The organism is Thermanaerothrix sp., assembly GCF_056331585.1.
Genome location: NZ_JBWGPQ010000045.1, coordinates 1 through 15,797, shown reverse-complemented (window position 1 = coordinate 15,797; position 15,797 = coordinate 1). Strand labels below are relative to the sequence as shown.

Below are 15,797 nucleotides of genomic sequence, written 5' to 3'. Positions count from 1 at the left end.
CGTTCTATCCTCCTTGTCTTTTAGCTCCAGCTGCGTCAGCAGCCTGAGCAGTTACAGGTATCTTTGCAACAGAGCGAGCCAAGATACCTATTTTTCATCGAACAAGAGACCTACTTCCCCCAAGTCTACGCAAAAAGCGCAGTACGGTCTGGATATACGTTCGGTAAGCCTCGCGGTGGATGCTGTGGCCCGCTTCAGGGAAGTGCACCACCTGCACCTGTGGCCATAGGGCTTGGATCTCTTCGGCGACCGCAGGGGTGACTAAACCACCCCGTGCCGGATCGGCGGTGAGCAGCAAACCGGGGCAACGCAACTCCGTGACGATTTCGCGCCAGGGACGACGGGGCTCTACCCATCCGCTCAAGGCTTCAGGGCGTAACTCCTGCTTGGCTTTTGCCCATTGAAAGAGTTCACTCTCATCCCAGTTGGGGTGACGCTCTTTGCAAAGCGCCATTAATTCATCAATGGAGCGCTGCTTGTAAGCCAGGAGGTCGGCATAAATTTGCTGATAAGCCGGTGACTGCGGATCGAGATGATCTAATGGGAGATTGTCGCCCCAGGGTGGGTCTTCTAGCACCACCCCACGCACCAGGTCGGGACGGTTGGCGGCCAGGCGGGCAGCCACATCCGCACCCATGGAGTGCCCGATGACCACCAGGAGGTTTAATTGCAGGGCTTCAATGAGAGTTTCAACATCGCGCGCCTGAATCTCGAGACCGACTCCCTCGGACCCAATCCCAGATGAACCATGCCCGCGAGCATCCGGGAGGATGACGTCAAATTCCTCTTCCAAGGCCAGGGGAACGCGATTCCAGCACAGGGCATTGTCGGAAAAGCCATGTAAAAGGATAACCGGCGGTTTCTCTCCCCCTGTGCGATAGTAGGTGAGGCGCATTTGGCCAACCATCACGTGGCCATAAAACAGACGAGGCATAAATCGCCCTCCACTCTGGATTAGATCTATTTTAGCATACGCGAGCGGGAACCATCGGCTATCGGGCGATTATGGTTTTGAGATTCCCTTGACGTGAAAATGATTTTCAATTACACTATCAGGCATGGTCGAGAAAGCTACCGACTTGGTGGATGATTGGCTGGAACGGTTACAGGCCAACGGTTACCGGATAACTGAGCCACTGCGTCATATTGTGGACACCCTGGTGAGCAGTCCGCGCGCCTTGGGGCCGATTGAAATTTATGACCTGGTGCGCATACGTTATCCTAACCTGGGCCTGGTGACTGTATACCGCACATTGGAGAAATTAGAAGCGCTGGGATTGATCCAACGTGTGCACCAAGATGACGGTTGCCACCGCTACTTGCGCGCGATGCAGGGACATCAACATCTTCTGGTCTGCACCCGCTGTGGGCGGGTAGTGTACTTTGCCGGTGATGACCTCTCGTCCCTGATTCAACGCACCGAAACCGAAACTGGCTACGCCATTCAAGATCATTGGCTGCAACTCTACGGCCTTTGTCCGTCGTGCCAACCGTAGGGACGAATTTTAGTTTATTCGTTGTTGAAAATGATATTCATTATACGAACAGGAGGTGTGTGATGGTAAAACGTACGTTGGTTGGGATGATCCTGATGGCAACCATGTTGCTTCTGACTTCCTGCGCTGGCTCTGCCCAACCCTCACCGACGTTGCAAGATGGTCAGAAGGTGCGCGTTTTGGCTACCACCACACTGGTAGGTGACGTGGTCAAGCAAGTCGGTGGTGAGTGGGTTGACCTACACGTCTTGCTGCCGGTGGGCGCCGACCCGCACAGTTTTGAGCCGACGCCGCAGGACACCGCTAAACTGGCTCAGGCCGACCTTATCTTTGCTAATGGTTTGGATTTGGAGGCTTTTCTGGAGCCGCTGATTGAGAGCGCGGGGGCGGCGGAGCGGGTGGTTTATGTGTCGGAAGGGATTGAACCCCTTTCCCTGGCTGCGGAGGACCATGGCCACGCAGAAGAAAGCCCGGGGCACTCCCACGGGGAATTTGATCCCCATGTATGGATGGACCCTAACAACGTCATGGTTTGGGTGGACAATATTGAAAAAGCGCTGAGCGCGCGTGATCCGGCCCATGCCGCCGGTTATGCGGAGAATGCCCGTGCCTATCGCCAGGCCCTACAAGATCTGGATGCCTGGATTCGTGACCAGGTGGCTCAGGTGCCCGCGGAGAAACGGAAGATTGTCACCGATCATTTAGCATTTGGATACTTTGCCCAACGGTACGGGTTTGAACAAGTTGGAGCGATTGTGCCTGGATTCAGCACGCTCTCTGCGCCTTCAGCCCAGGAGTTGGCGGACCTGGAAGCCCAAATTCGGGTATTAGGAGTCAAAACGATTTTTATCGGCTCCACCGTCAATCCCGCCGTTGCCCAGCGTTTGGCCGAGGATGTTGGGGCTAAAATCGTTACCGTGTATACGGGGTCGCTCAGCCCAGCAGATGGACCAGCTGCGACCTACCTTGATTTTATGCGCTATAATGTGCTTACGTTGGTGAACAATCTCAAATAAGATCCATTCTGGGAGAACTATCCCATGGCCCTGATGCGAGAGATTCGGCAGGTGCGCTGGTCGTTAAACGGCTATCAGGCTGCTCATGATACAAGACAGCCCATTGTCCAGGCGATTGACCTGACGGTCATGTATGAAAGCGGTCCCGCCCTAGAACGGGTTAGTTTTGAAATCTATAAAGGTGAGCGGGTAGCTGTTGTAGGACCTAATGGCGCCGGGAAAAGCACTCTCTTTAAGGTGATTGCTGGCATCCTGCAACCAACCAGTGGACGCATTGAGATTTACGGTGGCGCCCCGGGGGAACACATCTGTGTGGCTTACGTGCCCCAACGTTCGGTGGTGGATTGGCGTTTTCCGGTGACAGTGTATGACGTGGTGATGATGGGACGGGTGGGGCGAATCGGGTTGCTAAGGCGTCCGGGCCGAGAAGATCATCGCATTGTGCGGCAGGCGTTGGAGCGGGTGGGGCTGAGTGACCTGGCAAGCCGTCAAATCGCCCAACTCTCCGGTGGGCAGCAGCAACGCATGTTCCTGGCGCGCGCCCTCGCCCAGGAAGCCGAACTAATGCTTTTGGATGAACCTTTCACCGGCCTGGATTTGCCCTCGCAAAACGAGTTATTAGCCCTGCTGGAACGGTTACAGGGCGAAGGGATGACTATCATGGTCTCACTCCACGATCTGAATCTGGCAGCCCAGCAATTCACCCGCCTCCTACTGCTCAATCGGACGCTGATCGCTTTAGGAACGCCGCAAGACGTCTTGAATACCCAAACGCTGTTAGCAGCCTATGGGGGACACTTACACATTGTGAGCGAGCCGACGGGCAACCTGGTGTTGGGTGATACCTGTTGCGATGGAGGGGGGCATGCCTGAGATATTGCTGCAACCGTTTCAGTATGCCTTTATGGTGCGGGGGATGCTGGCCGCTGTGTTGGTAGGGGTGGTCTGTGCGGTAGTGGGTACGTTTGTGGTCCTGCGTGGGATGGCTTTCTTTGGGGATGCACTGGCACATACGATCCTCCCTGGCCTGGCCGTGGGCTACTTAGTGGGGGGCGGATCACGTGAGACGTTGTTCTGGTGGGCGCTGGGCACGGCGGTCGTGAGCGCGGTTTCGATTGGTACGATCAGTCGTAAGTTACGGCTGAAAGAAGATACGGCCATCGGGATTATCTTTGCCGGGATGTTTGCCCTAGGGGTGGCATTGATTTCCTCAGTGCGCAGTTACTCGGTAGACCTGGCTCACTTTCTCTTCGGGGATGTCCTGGCGGTGCGCGAAAGCGATCTTATTCGCAGTGCTATCTTTGGAGGGGTGGTGTTACTCTTGCTATATGCTTTTTATAAAGAGTTCGCTCTGCTTTCATTTGACCCGATTCTGGCTGCCACATTACGCCTGCCGGCCCATTTTTTAGATTTGTTGTTGGTGATTTTGATCGCCGTTGCCATTGTTGTCTCGTTGCAAACCGTAGGGGTAGCGCTGATGGTGGCGATGCTGGTGACACCAGCAGCAACGGCTTCGTTGTTAACGCGTCGCTTGCCATTGATTATGGTATGGGCGGCTGTGATTGCTGCCTTTTCGGGGGTAGTGGGATTGTACCTTTCGTATTATCTTAACGTTGCGTCTGGTGCGGCGATTGTGCTGACCTGTACAGTAGGATTTATTCTTGTCTCACTGGGGCGAAGTTTGCGTGAGCGGTTTGTTCGAGTTTCAACGGTTTAGCATTAACTCGTTTTCCCAATCCTCACAGAAGTAACCGGAGATTCGCTTACATGGATCCTTCAACCCTACTCATCGCTTTTTTGTTTTTCCTGGCGGCGTTGCTATATGCCTCGGTAGGGCACGGCGGAGCTTCGGCTTACCTGGCGGTGATGGCTCTATTAGGCGTAACACCTGCGGAAATGCGGCCCACGGCGTTGATCTTGAACTTGTTGGTAGCCGGGGTGGGAGCCTATAAATACATTCGAGCCGGACGCTTTTCCTGGTCCATCTTCTGGCCGTTTGCGCTCACATCTGTGCCCATGGCTTACCTCGGGGGACGCATTCACCTTCCGGTTCATTATTTTGAACTTTTGTTAGGGGTTGCCTTGCTATTTGCCGCGTTACGCTTGCTGGTCAAGCCCGGCGGTGAAAGAGAAGGTCTGCACCCTTTTGCGTTGGGCTGGGCGATGGGGATTGGGGCCGTGTTGGGCTTTGTCTCAGGGTTGATCGGCGTCGGGGGTGGCATTTTTCTCAGCCCGATCTTAATCTTTTTGGGTTGGGCTGAGACGCGCCAGGTCTCCGGCATTGCTGCGGCCTTTATCGTGGTCAATTCGGTCTCGGGTTTGTTAGGCCTATTCCAAAGCCATCCCCCTCTACCCGCAGCGGTTCCTTTTTGAATAGTGGCTGTGCTGGCCGGTGGTTGGATTGGGGCTGAGTTGGGTAGTCGTCATCTAACTGTTCCCTGGATTCGACGCACGTTAGGGGTGGTGCTGGTGGTGGCTGCCTTACGGGTGCTTGTGGCTTGAGGTGCGGCAAATTTGGTTTTGCTATCCCGTTTCCAACAGACGGGGCAGGATATGGCGTTCAACCTGCTGATCATTGTGGGGGGTAGGCACCTCGTCAAATAGGTACCAGTCTTCGATGTGCTCCAGACTTGCGCCGGGCGGCAAGCGGGTCAAGGGGCTGAGCGTTTCCAGTTCTAAGAAGCGATCATTGACGAACACCTCAACCGTACTACCCCAATCGGGATAGGTGGCCTCTGGATGATATTCAAACCGCTTCAGGAACAAGTGTCCGCGGCGGGCGTAAGCGGCCCATCCGAATGGTGTGTGCAAGCCAATCTTTTGGGCGGTGGCGCGCATTGGATCCTGCCGGGCAAGGATATAGGATCGTCCCAGGCTCCACCGAGGATCACTTAGGTCGGTATAAGCCCACAGCACCAGAGCGCTCACAGGTAGAAGATGGGTCTCATGAGGCGCTTTGGGAGGTAGGGGCAAAACAGCACATCCCCCCGGTGCCATCACGCTTAGCGCCCATGCCGCTAGTTCGATCTCCCACACACCCTGGTTACACAGGCGGTGAATTACCCGCACATGGCTGCCTTCCGGCGCCAAAATGACCTCGAGGCTCTTCTGAATACACGTCAAAGGTTCTACTGCCTGGGTGAAGCGCACACCGCTAGGCAAAGACTCATAAGTTACGGGTTGGTTATCCGGCACGTAGGTGCGGGGACGCATCTCTGGGGCATGCCACAGACGGTGTCCTCCATAGATATGCCACCGGGTGGAATCTAGCGGTTGAATGGGGTTAAGCAGTTCGGCAAACTCGTTTTCGCCCTCAATAAAGCCGTAGCGGATGATGCGAGGGCCTAGGGCAGTGGTGATCAACACTTCGACCTGGTCGTTCGTCAAGCGGAGGCAGGGACCGAATGGGGGGTAATCAGTGAGGTTCATGGCAAAATAAGCCCTTGAGGATGAAGCGACTGGTTGCAATGATTAATCCTGTATTATTATCCTGGTAACCTGAGGGTAATGCAAGGCGTTTATCGGATCAAGTAAGAACGATGTGTGGTGAAATTTGCCCCAAATTACGCGGAAACGGATCGGAATTTATAGTTCCCAAGGGACTATTCGCGTATAATAGTTTTCGTATCTAGGGTTTTATCCACCCAAGCCAAAGGAGGTGATGGACCGAGGCGATAACCTGTAAAATCTTTCTTTTCCATTCGTTCCACCATTTTTCCAAGTTTTACATTTGAAGGAGGAGACAATGTTTGCCAAGAGAACGTTTGCCGTTTTGGCGGTGTTGGTGGTATTAAGCATGGTGCTGGCCGCGTGTCAGCCAGCGGCAACCCCCACCACAGCCCCAACTCAACCCCCAGCCACACAGCCCCCAGTTCGTGAACCAACAGCAACCCAACCCCCGGCGACCGAGGTCACCTTTGAGGGTATGAAGTACCCGGAAACCCCCTCCTGTGATTACGGAGGGATCATCAAAGAGATTGCCGCATTAGATCGCCTAACCGTGCAATTCACCCTCTGTCAGCCCGATCCGGCTTTTCCATCTAAAGCGGCTTTCTCGGCTTTCTCCATTCAACCCAAGGAATGGATTGAAGCCGCCATGGCTGACCGGCGCATCCTCTCACAACCCATCGGCACCGGGCCGTATAAACTGGAGGCCTGGAATCGCGGCGATAGCATTGTGATGAAGCGCTTTGACGACTATTGGGGCGAGAAGGCTAAAGTCGAGACCCTGGTTTTCCGCTGGAATAAAGAGGCTGCAGCCCGCTTGCTCGAACTGCAGTCCGGCACGGTGGATGGCATTGACAATCCCAGCCCGGATGATTTTGAGGTCATTCGCAACGACCCTAACCTGAAGTTGATTGAGCGTGAAGCCCTCAACGTGTTCTACATTGGGATGACCAATACCTTCAAACCTTTTGACGATGTGCGCGTACGTCAGGCCATTGCCATGGGCATTGATCGTGAGCGTATTGTCAAGAACTTCTTCCCCGCGGGCTCAGAAGTTGCAACGCATTTCACTCCCTGCGCCATCCCTAACGGTTGTACGGGTGATCCGTGGTATGAATTTGATCCGGCCAAAGCCAAGGAATTGCTGGCGCAGGCAGGCTATCCCAACGGCTTCAAGACCAAGATTTACTATCGCGATGTGGTGCGCTCTTACTTGCCCGAACCGGGCTTGGTGGCAACCGACATCCAGGCGCAACTGAAAGAGAACCTGGGCATTGAGGCCGAAGTGGTGGTAATGGAGTCGGGTGCATTCATCGAGGAATCCAGCGCGGGTCGGCTGGATGGGTTCTACTTGCTGGGGTGGAATGCGGATTATCCGCACATCACCAACTTCCTCGACTTCCATTTTGGTGCCTCAAACCCGCAGTTTGGTAAGCCGTATCCTGAGATCTATGAAGTATTACAAAAGGCCGCCCAGATTGCTGATCCTAAGGAGGCTGAAGCCCTTTACACCCAGGCGAACAACGCTATCCGCGAACTGGTGCCAATGGTGCCGGTGGCGCATGGTGGGTCGGCCGTGGCCTACCGAGCTGATGTTGAGGGTGCCCATGCCAGCCCGTTGGGGAACGAGTACTTTGCAGTCGTGAAACCGGGCGACCGCGATACCTTCGTCTGGATGCAGAACGCAGAGCCGATTTCGCTCTACTGCAATGATGAAACCGATGGTGAATCACTGCGCGCCTGTGAGCAAATGCTGGAGTCCCTGCTCTCCTTCGAGGTGGGCGGTACGGCGGTCAAACCTGGTCTGGCGACGTCCTGTGATCCCAATGAGGACCTGACCGTTTGGACCTGCAAATTGCGCGATGGGGTCAAGTTCCATGATGGGTCAGACCTGGATGCTAACGATGTGGTGATGTCCTGGGTGGTGGCTTGGGATGCCAAACACCCCTTGCACATCGGCAACACGGGCGCTTTCACGTATTTCTCGACCTTGTGGAATGCGCTGCTCAACGCGCCGCCCAGTGAATAATAAAATAGGCAGGGTTTGAAAGAGGCAAGCGGGATGGGAGACATCCCATCCCGCTTCACCCCATTGTATTGCGCGAGGGCAAAGACTTCCCATGATCCAATACTCCATTCGCCGCATTCTGGCTTCCTTTCCGGTTTTGTTGGGTATCCTGATTGCTACGTTTATCCTGGCTCGCCTGATCCCTGGTGATCCGTGTAAAGCCATCTTGGGGGAGAAGGCTACACAGGAAATATGCGCTCAGTTTGCTGAGCGCTATGGGTTGAACAAACCTATTTATGTGCAATTGGCAATTTATATGGGGAACGTGTTGCGGGGGGATTTTGGCAATTCGATCCGCTTCAGCCGCCCGGTCACGGTGATCCTGGTGGAACGTCTGCCCACCACGGTGGAGTTAGGCTTGTCGGCGATGACCATTGCTTTATTGGTCGGCATTCCCGCCGGGATTCTCTCGGCTATCAAGCGTAACTCCGTACTGGATGTGGTGACCATGGTAGGCGCTAACATCGGCGTTTCCATGCCGGTGTACTGGCTGGGTTTGATGCTGGCCTACTTCTTTGCTTTGGTGTTGAAAGATACCCCGTTCTGGTTGCCCCCTAGTGGCCGGCTCAGCCCAGGGGTAACCGTTGTACCTTTTTATCAGGTATGGGGATGGACCGTGCCCGAAGCGGGATTCTGGCGCGGCGTATTGGATTTTGTGGGACGGCTTTATCTTTTTAATTCTTTGATCACCGGTAATTGGAAGGTTTTCAGGGATGCTTTGACTCACCTGATCCTACCAGCCGTGGCGCTGAGCACGATACCGATGTCCATTATTGCACGCATGACCCGCTCGAGCATGTTGGAGGTGCTGCGTCTAGATTATATTCGTACCGCACGGGCGAAAGGACTGACCGAACGATTAGTCATTCTCAAACATGCCCTGCGTAACGCCCTGCTGCCCATTGTGACCGTAGTAGGGATTCAGGTGGGAAACCTTTTTGCGGGTGCGGTGCTCACTGAGACGATTTTTGGTTTGGCAGGTGTGGGAAGCATCCTCTTTGAGGCGATCACCGCGCGCGATTTTCCGATCATTCAGGCTTTCACGGTCGTTATTGCCATTGGCTATGTGGTGATCAACCTGTTGGTGGACTTATCCTATGTCTTCATAGATCCGCGCATTCGCTTGGAGTGACCATTATGGCTTCGACGTCAAGCCCTCTACCTTCTTCGGCTCGGGATTATCGTGCTAATAGTCTATGGCGTCTGACATTGCGGCGTATCTTTCGACAGCGCCCAGCGATCATCGGTATGACGTTGTTGGGTGTTTTGGTCTTTTGTGCCATCTTTGCTCCGGTGATTGCGCCTTATGATCCAGAAGCCGTGCTTATCGGCGTGGAAGATGTGCGCAAGCGTGAGCCGCCCTGCATTCATATCCTTGGCTGCCCCAAGGATCGTCCACAGCATCTGATGGGTATTGACGGCAATGTGCGGGATGTCTTCAGTCGCATTATTTTTGGAGCCCGCATTTCGCTCTTTGTCGGCATTTCTACGGTTAGTTTTGCCATTCTTGTTGGCACCATCCTTGGCGCTATTTCGGGGTATGTGGGGGGTTGGGTGGATCTGGTCATCATGCGCATTTTGGATGTTTTGCTGGCTTTTCCGTCCTTGCTGTTGGCCATTGCCATCGTGACGGTGCTGGGGCGGGGGTTGCAAAACGCCTTGCTGGCGATTGCCATTGTCTCCATTCCAGTCTATGCGCGGGTGGTACGGGCGAGCGTGCTCTCGGTGAAAGAAAACGCCTACGTGCTGGCTTCGCGCGCTTTGGGGGGAAGCCACATTCACATTTTGCTGCGGCGCATCCTGCCCAACGCTATTCCGCCGTTAATCGTGCAGGGAACGTTGGGCATTGGTACGGCAATCCTGGACGCAGCAGCGTTGTCATTCCTGGGCTTAGGTGCCCAGCCGCCAACCCCGGAGTGGGGCACCATGCTGGGCACGGAGCGCAACCAGGTTTTCACTGCGCCCCATCTGGTTTTCTTCCCCGGCCTGGCTATCATGATTACCGTGCTCTCGTTCAACCTGTTGGGTGACGGATTGCGGGATGCCATTGACCCGCGCCTGAAAGGAGGTTAGGAAGCCGCGATGACCGCTAATTCTTCTTCGCAGCCCTTGCTGGATGTGCGTGATCTGAAGACGTATTTCTTCACCGAAGACGGAGTGGTCAAGGCGGTGGACGGAATCTCGTTCCAGGTCTTTCCGGGTGAGGTATTGGGTTTGGTAGGTGAGTCGGGCTGTGGCAAAAGTGTCACCTCGCTCTCGATTATGCGCCTGCTGGATGCCCCAGGCAAGATTGTTGGTGGCGAAATTTGGTTCGAAGGCCGGAACCTCTTGGCTTTAAGCGAGCACGAGATGACTCAGGTGCGAGGAAATCAGATCTCGATGGTCTTTCAGCAGCCGGTGACCAGCCTGAACCCGGTGTTTAACATCGGCAGCCAGATTGCCGAAGTGATCATGATTCATAACCCACAGATCAAAAAAACTGAGGCTTGGCGTGAGGCGGTCAATTTACTGCGTCTGGTGGGTGTTCCTGATCCCGAACGCCGTGCCTATGCCTACCCTCACGAACTTTCAGGCGGCCAGGCACAACGAGTGATGATTGCCATGGCGCTGGCCTTGCGTCCCAAATTATTGATTGCAGATGAGCCGACCACGGCGCTAGATGTAACCATTCAAGCCCAGATTTTGGACTTGCTGCGGGGTCTGCGCAGCCAGTTCAACACGGCAGTCATTCTTATCACTCATGACCTGGGTGTAGTGGCTGAGATGGCGGATCGCGTAGCGGTCATGTATGCCGGCAAGATTGTCGAAGAAGCCAATGTGCGTGAACTCTTTGCCAATCCGTTGCATCCTTATACCCGCGGCCTGATCGGATCGGTGCCGGTTTTAGGCCGGGTGAGGGATTATCTGGAAACCATTCCGGGCAATGTACCTAATTTGATAGATTTGCCGCCTGGCTGTCGCTTTGCGCCGCGTTGCCAAGCGCGCCTGGATTACAGTCTTGGTATCTGTACCCAGGAAGAGCCCGACTTGATTGAGATTAACCGGGGTCATAAAGTGCGCTGCTGGCTCTACCAGGATGGTAAAGACCATCAAGCACCCTTGCGCACTGCCCAAGAGACATCCCAAGTCAAGGATCGAGGTTAACCGTGGACACCATTGCACCTTCCTCAACCCTAGGAAGCACCTCAAAGAATGGTCGGGTGTTACTCGAGGTGCGTAACCTGGTCAAATACTTCCCAGTGCGGGGAGGCGTCTTCCGCCGCGTGGTGGCTTGGGTCAAAGCCGTGGATGACGTCAGTTTTACGATTCATGAAGGAGAGACGCTGGGGCTGGTTGGAGAGTCGGGCTGTGGCAAGACCACGGTGGGACAGGCTATCTTGCGCCTGACTGAACCTACACGTGGGCAGGTGATCTTTGATGGACAGGATTTGCTCGAACTCAAGGGTGAAGCGCTCAAGCGAGCCCGGCGTAACCTGCAAATCGTCTTCCAGGATCCTTATGGCTCATTAGATCCCCGCTTACCAATTGGTGAATCCATTGCCGAGGGGCTGCACATTCACAAGATCGGCACGCCTGCTGAACGGTTTGAGATTGTGTTGGAGATGCTGCGTAAAGTGGGCATGGAGGATTACCATGCCATGCGCTACCCACATGAATTCTCGGGTGGGCAGCGTCAGCGTATCGGCATTGCGCGAGCGTTGGTGTTGCGCCCCAAATTCTTGGTGCTGGATGAACCAGTCTCGGCGCTGGATGTCTCGATCCAAGCCCAGGTGCTTAACCTGCTGCGCGATCTGCAACGCGAATTCGGTTTGACGTACTTGTTTATTGCCCACAACCTGGGTGTGGTTGAGCACATCTCAGATCGCGTTGCGGTGATGTACTTGGGCAAAATTGTTGAAGTGGCACCGCGGGATGTCCTTTTCAGTAACCCACTTCATCCTTACACTCAGGCACTTATGTCGGCCATCCCTATCCCCGATCCGACCATAAGACGCCAGCGCATTATCCTCAAAGGCGATGTGCCGAGTCCACTCAACCCGCCTTCGGGTTGCCGTTTCCATCCCCGGTGTCCCATGGCCATGGGCATCTGTTCGCGGCAGGAGCCCGAACTGCGTGAGGTGGCGCCAGGGCATTTTGTGCACTGCTGGCTGTACCAGCCTCATGAACCTGAACCGGCCACTGCTACGGCGTAAAATGACTGACCGGCCACAGATGGAGGGTTTTGTCTTCACCCAGGCTGAGCAAGTAGCGGCCATCGGGTGAAAAGGCCAGCCCCGTTACACTCCCCGCGTGTGCCGTAAAGGGGGGGCGCCACTGCTGATTTTCAAGGTTAAGCAGGTAAATCTCGCTGCCGATACCCAACGCCAACCAGTGGTCATCCGGGCTAATGGCGATAGCATTGGCAATTTGGGGTAAGGCCAGTTTGGTCTGAGGTTTCCCAGTGCGGGCATCCCAGAGGGTGAGCAGAGGGACAAATTGGTCATTTAGTGTGCCACCAGCTACCGTCGCGACCAAGGAAGCATCATGATTAACGGCAAACACAGCAATGAAATCTTCGTGGTTGAGGGCGGGACTTAGAATGCCGTTTGTGGCGTCCTGTAATTGTAGGGTACCCCGGGCATACCACACCACATGGAGCACATCGGGTGCAAAAATGACGTTGTAAACCGGTGCCGCGGTTTGAAAGCCGGTTAGCCGAATTCCAGGTTGCCCTGAAGCAACATCCCAGATAGTCGCCGCTATTTCCTGAGTGGAGCCGATGAGCAACAGACTGCCATCGGGTGAGAATGAAGCGGCGTAAATTCCCCCATCGGGTTGTAGGGTGTGCCGCACCTCGCCGCTGACCAGATCACGCAGGGTCAGGGTCAGGTTATCCGTGGTGATGGCTACCGTGCGCCCATCCGCCGAGGCATCCAGCACGGTGGTGGGAGGGGTGTAAGCCAGGTCGGCCAATGGCTGAAGGGTGTTGGCATCATAAAGGGTGATCTCTTGCTCCGCCAGAACCCAAAACGCCCCGCTATCCTTACGCCACACTGCCCGAAAGGGATGGGCGGGCACTGACGCCGTGAGTGCCCCCAGTGCTTCAACCGGTGAAGGGGTTGGTGAAGGGGTTGGCGTGGGGATAGGCGTTGGAATGGGAGGAAGCGTGGGCGGACGGGTGGGTTCGGGTGAGGGGGTCGGCGTGGAAGCAACTTGATTGCCACCGCCACAACCAACGACAAAGGCGGCCAAAACCCAGAGTAGGAACAAACGCACGAAGAAGGATTTCATAGGGCACCGTGTCCTGAACGGAGGATTTTGCGGTTATGAGGGGATTATACCCCTCCTTGAAGGGGGCGTTGGTCTTGAGATGACGCGGCGGGGCGAGGCTTGGTGGTAGAGTGGGCGTTGGTTTGCAGGCGTTCGCGGTAAAGAATCTCTTCCAGAAGTTTGCGGTTGAAGTTGATCAAATCGGCAACCAAGCCAATGAGGATGGTCTGGAAGCCGACGATAAGCAGTACCGCCCCCAGGATCAGCGACTGCACATTGCCACTGCCTCGCCCCTGAAAGTAGAAGAGGAGAAAACGCACCAGCGGAACCAACCCCAGAGCGATCAAGCCCAGGCCAATGGTGGTGAAAACCCGCAGAGGGCGATACATGGTATAGGCGCGCACGATGGTCACACCGGAGTTGAGCAGGTAATCCCACAAGCCACGCATCAAGCGCGAGGGGCGGCGTGGGGGATTGGTGCGCACTGGCACGCTGGCAATGGCAAAGCGATGATTGCCGGCTTGGATGAGGGTTTCGAGGGTGTAGGAATAATGGCTGAGGACGTTGGTGCGGAGGGCGACCTCACGCGTCATAGCGCGGAAGCCGCTGGTGGCATCTGGGATCGGAATGCCAGCGGCCTGTGAAACGACCTGACTGCCCCAGGTTTGCAGGCGGCGCTTGATGGGGGAGAAATTGGGTTGGGCGGCTACCCCACGGTCACCAATGACCAATTCAGCCTCGCCGCGCAGAATCGGTGCAATCAGGGTAGGAATATCCTCGGGCTTGTACTGCTCATCAGCATCGGTGTTGACGATGATGTCGGCGCCCAGGCGCAGGCATGCATCCAGGCCGACTTTGAATGCTTCGGCCAGGCCGGCGTGGCGTTTGAGACGCACAATGTGATCGGCGCCGGCGGCGCGGGCAACTTCAGCGGTATTATCGGTGCTGCCATCATCAATAACCAGGACTTCAACGCAATCCACTCCCTCAATCTGGCGGGGCAGGTTACGCAGGGTCGTGGGAAGCACCTCGGCTTCGTTGTAGCAGGGGATTTGGATAATGAGTTTCATCCGCGTTTTGGACAACGTCTCTTGATTAACCAAAGTTGCTAAAAGTATACCATGGGCTTGGCTGAGCACTTGGTCAAGGAGAATAGGTTGCGCAAAAGGCACCCGAAAAACGCAGGGTGAGTTAGGGTTTCGGGCTATAATAGAAATGATTTCTTTCAGGAGCCAACGATGCCGCGGGTACGTCTTGGGTTATTCTTCTTTGCCGCGACTTTCCTTACTTCCTGTCGTGTCGTTTTAGAAACCCCGGTTCCTCCGCCGACGGAGACGGTGATATCCCCCCAGGCCGTACGCCCTACAGATACGGTCATGCTTTTGCCCTCACCCACACCGACCCCCTCACCAACGCCCAGCCCTGCGCCGGCGGAGACGCCGACCATCCCGCCGGACTCGGCCTATCCGGCGCCGTCTGCGGCTTCCCTGTTGGCTACACCGACGGCTGAAAGTGTGGGGATGAGTCTACTCAGCATGCCCACCGCCGCGCCGTTGACGCTCATGGTTCAAAGCAATTCACCGGCTTTCATTCCGGCTTTTCGTTATGCCAGCCTGGGTTGCAATTGGATGGGGGTGGCCGGGCAGGTGTTCGATACCGGGGGAAATCCGTTGACCGGGCTGGTGATCGGTGCGAGCGGCAATGTGGCCGGGCAAAGCGTGGATGCGTTGGGTTTTACCGGATTAGCCACCGATTACGGGCCAGCGGGCTATGAGATTAAATTGGCGGATCGGGTTGCCCCGGCGATTTTCTGGCTGCAGGTATTCAATTTGCAGGGGGCACCGCTCAGCGAGGCGCAGATGTTCCAAATGGAGGGTGATTGCGCTAAGAATCTGGCCATTGTGAACTTTGTGGCAACCCCTTATCTGGGAAACCGGCTTTACCTCCCAGTTGTGGGGCGATAAACCTTTCCAAAATTAAACATACCAGCTTAACAAGCCCTGATAGTTAAGAATTTATTGGGGGTAAGACACGTGCTCTAAGGATGTATCTTTTGGATCGCAAAAACATCTAAATAATTGAATATAATTCCATGGAAAGAAAGAAGGAAACAAGCGAATGTTTTGTCATACCGGGTATGGGTATTGTGCTTGGACCATAGGATGCGCGTGTGCTCAAGGGGGATGGATTAAGCGTTCGCCACCGCGGCAGACCTCAGAATGAAAGTTGCGCAGATTCAAGTCACATCAAATTTAGAACAGGAGGTCTGCTATGAAACTAAAAGCGTTACAAGACCATTTGAATAAATGGTTGCTTCTATACGTGGTGTTGGCTATGGCGCTAGGCCTAGTGCTCGGCTATCCTGCCGCAGCCTGGACGAAAGCCTATCAATCTCAGGTGAGCAATCTGACCACGTTAATGGTGTTTTTGATCATCTACCCGATGATGATCAACCTGAGATTGGAAGCCCTGGTCAAGGCTGGAAAAAATATCAAGGGCCTTTCTCTAGCGGTACTTTAC

15 protein-coding genes and 1 pseudogene are annotated in these 15,797 nt (G+C 55.0%); 12 read left to right on the top strand and 4 right to left on the bottom strand.

Features of this window, described 5'->3' with window-relative positions:
* Positions 1-94: 94 nt before the first annotated feature.
* Entirely contained in the window at positions 95-934 is an 840-nt protein-coding gene (locus AC01YT_RS12380) for an alpha/beta fold hydrolase (RefSeq protein WP_476675858.1), read from the bottom strand.
* Positions 935-1,058: 124 nt separating this feature from the next.
* Here AC01YT_RS12380 and AC01YT_RS12375 point away from each other — a divergent pair, with 124 nt between their 5' ends.
* From AC01YT_RS12375 to AC01YT_RS12355, 5 genes are all read left to right on the top strand, one after another.
* Positions 1,059-1,496, top strand: coding sequence for a Fur family transcriptional regulator (locus AC01YT_RS12375; protein ID WP_476675856.1), 438 nt, complete (start codon positions 1,059-1,061; stop codon positions 1,494-1,496).
* A 62-nt stretch (positions 1,497-1,558) separates the two neighbouring features.
* A complete protein-coding gene (locus AC01YT_RS12370; RefSeq protein ID WP_476675854.1) occupies positions 1,559-2,512 on the top strand; it encodes a metal ABC transporter substrate-binding protein in 954 nt (317 codons plus the stop codon).
* A 24-nt stretch (positions 2,513-2,536) separates the two neighbouring features.
* Complete coding sequence (gene aztA / locus AC01YT_RS12365; protein WP_476675852.1) at positions 2,537-3,385, top strand: zinc ABC transporter ATP-binding protein AztA; 849 nt, start codon at positions 2,537-2,539, stop codon at positions 3,383-3,385.
* Entirely contained in the window at positions 3,378-4,229 is an 852-nt protein-coding gene (locus AC01YT_RS12360; RefSeq protein ID WP_476675850.1) for a metal ABC transporter permease, read from the top strand. The genes aztA and AC01YT_RS12360 overlap by 8 nt, the downstream gene beginning before the upstream one ends.
* Before the next feature lie 50 nt (positions 4,230-4,279).
* Positions 4,280-4,885, top strand: a complete 606-nt coding sequence (locus tag AC01YT_RS12355) for a sulfite exporter TauE/SafE family protein (protein WP_476675848.1) — start codon at positions 4,280-4,282, stop codon at positions 4,883-4,885.
* A 150-nt stretch (positions 4,886-5,035) separates the two neighbouring features.
* On the opposite strand, the gene AC01YT_RS12350 is transcribed toward AC01YT_RS12355, so the two are convergent.
* On the bottom strand, positions 5,036-5,941 hold the full coding sequence (locus tag AC01YT_RS12350) for a hypothetical protein (RefSeq protein ID WP_476675846.1): 906 nt from the start codon (positions 5,939-5,941) through the stop codon (positions 5,036-5,038).
* A 316-nt stretch (positions 5,942-6,257) separates the two neighbouring features.
* Between AC01YT_RS12350 and AC01YT_RS12345 the strand changes: the two genes are divergently transcribed.
* The 5 genes from AC01YT_RS12345 (at position 6,258) to AC01YT_RS12325 (ending at position 12,220) form a co-directional block, all read left to right on the top strand.
* Positions 6,258-7,988 carry an ABC transporter substrate-binding protein gene (locus AC01YT_RS12345; RefSeq protein ID WP_476675844.1) on the top strand — a complete coding sequence of 577 codons (1,731 nt, stop codon included), beginning with the start codon at positions 6,258-6,260 and terminating at the stop codon, positions 7,986-7,988.
* A 91-nt stretch (positions 7,989-8,079) separates the two neighbouring features.
* Positions 8,080-9,159 carry an ABC transporter permease gene (locus tag AC01YT_RS12340; RefSeq protein ID WP_476675842.1) on the top strand — a complete coding sequence of 360 codons (1,080 nt, stop codon included), beginning with the start codon at positions 8,080-8,082 and terminating at the stop codon, positions 9,157-9,159.
* The gene (locus tag AC01YT_RS12335; RefSeq protein ID WP_476675840.1) at positions 9,156-10,100 is read left to right on the top strand and encodes an ABC transporter permease; all 945 of its coding nucleotides are present in this window, start codon (positions 9,156-9,158) and stop codon (positions 10,098-10,100) included. Before AC01YT_RS12340 ends, AC01YT_RS12335 begins: the two co-directional genes overlap by 4 nt.
* A 9-nt stretch (positions 10,101-10,109) precedes the next feature.
* A complete protein-coding gene (locus AC01YT_RS12330; RefSeq protein WP_476675838.1) occupies positions 10,110-11,171 on the top strand; it encodes an ABC transporter ATP-binding protein in 1,062 nt (353 codons plus the stop codon).
* Positions 11,172-11,182: 11 nt separating this feature from the next.
* Positions 11,183-12,220 carry an ABC transporter ATP-binding protein gene (locus tag AC01YT_RS12325; RefSeq protein WP_476675860.1) on the top strand — a complete coding sequence of 346 codons (1,038 nt, stop codon included), beginning with the start codon at positions 11,183-11,185 and terminating at the stop codon, positions 12,218-12,220.
* Here AC01YT_RS12325 and AC01YT_RS12320 read toward each other — a convergent pair.
* Both AC01YT_RS12320 and AC01YT_RS12315 read right to left on the bottom strand, forming a co-directional pair.
* The gene (locus AC01YT_RS12320) at positions 12,210-13,298 is read right to left on the bottom strand and encodes a WD40 repeat domain-containing protein (protein ID WP_476675836.1); all 1,089 of its coding nucleotides are present in this window, start codon (positions 13,296-13,298) and stop codon (positions 12,210-12,212) included. The two genes, AC01YT_RS12325 and AC01YT_RS12320, sit on opposite strands and share 11 nt — an antisense overlap.
* Positions 13,299-13,342: 44 nt before the next feature.
* A complete protein-coding gene (locus AC01YT_RS12315) occupies positions 13,343-14,347 on the bottom strand; it encodes a glycosyltransferase family 2 protein (protein ID WP_476675834.1) in 1,005 nt (334 codons plus the stop codon).
* Between the two features lie 168 nt (positions 14,348-14,515).
* On the opposite strand from AC01YT_RS12315, the gene AC01YT_RS12310 reads away from it, so the two are divergent.
* Both AC01YT_RS12310 and AC01YT_RS12305 read left to right on the top strand, forming a co-directional pair.
* Entirely contained in the window at positions 14,516-15,241 is a 726-nt protein-coding gene (locus AC01YT_RS12310; protein WP_476675832.1) for a hypothetical protein, read from the top strand.
* 307 nt (positions 15,242-15,548) lie between these two features.
* Positions 15,549-15,797, top strand: a pseudogene (locus AC01YT_RS12305) (arsenic resistance protein); the annotation flags it as partial.

Excerpts from the sequence above, each read along its gene's own strand:
- AC01YT_RS12380 (WP_476675858.1), bottom strand. The coding sequence starts at position 934 with ATGCCTCGTCTGTTTTATGGCCACGTGATGGTTGGCCAAATGCGCCTC.
- AC01YT_RS12375 (WP_476675856.1), top strand. The coding sequence starts at position 1,059 with ATGGTCGAGAAAGCTACCGACTTGGTGGATGATTGGCTGGAACGGTTA.
- AC01YT_RS12370 (WP_476675854.1), top strand. The coding sequence starts at position 1,559 with ATGGTAAAACGTACGTTGGTTGGGATGATCCTGATGGCAACCATGTTG.
- aztA (WP_476675852.1), top strand. The coding sequence starts at position 2,537 with ATGGCCCTGATGCGAGAGATTCGGCAGGTGCGCTGGTCGTTAAACGGC.
- AC01YT_RS12360 (WP_476675850.1), top strand. The coding sequence starts at position 3,378 with ATGCCTGAGATATTGCTGCAACCGTTTCAGTATGCCTTTATGGTGCGG.
- AC01YT_RS12355 (WP_476675848.1), top strand. The coding sequence starts at position 4,280 with ATGGATCCTTCAACCCTACTCATCGCTTTTTTGTTTTTCCTGGCGGCG.
- AC01YT_RS12350 (WP_476675846.1), bottom strand. The coding sequence starts at position 5,941 with ATGAACCTCACTGATTACCCCCCATTCGGTCCCTGCCTCCGCTTGACG.
- AC01YT_RS12345 (WP_476675844.1), top strand. The coding sequence starts at position 6,258 with ATGTTTGCCAAGAGAACGTTTGCCGTTTTGGCGGTGTTGGTGGTATTA.
- AC01YT_RS12340 (WP_476675842.1), top strand. The coding sequence starts at position 8,080 with ATGATCCAATACTCCATTCGCCGCATTCTGGCTTCCTTTCCGGTTTTG.
- AC01YT_RS12330 (WP_476675838.1), top strand. The coding sequence starts at position 10,110 with ATGACCGCTAATTCTTCTTCGCAGCCCTTGCTGGATGTGCGTGATCTG.
- AC01YT_RS12320 (WP_476675836.1), bottom strand. The coding sequence starts at position 13,298 with ATGAAATCCTTCTTCGTGCGTTTGTTCCTACTCTGGGTTTTGGCCGCC.
- AC01YT_RS12315 (WP_476675834.1), bottom strand. The coding sequence starts at position 14,347 with ATGAAACTCATTATCCAAATCCCCTGCTACAACGAAGCCGAGGTGCTT.
- AC01YT_RS12310 (WP_476675832.1), top strand. The coding sequence starts at position 14,516 with ATGCCGCGGGTACGTCTTGGGTTATTCTTCTTTGCCGCGACTTTCCTT.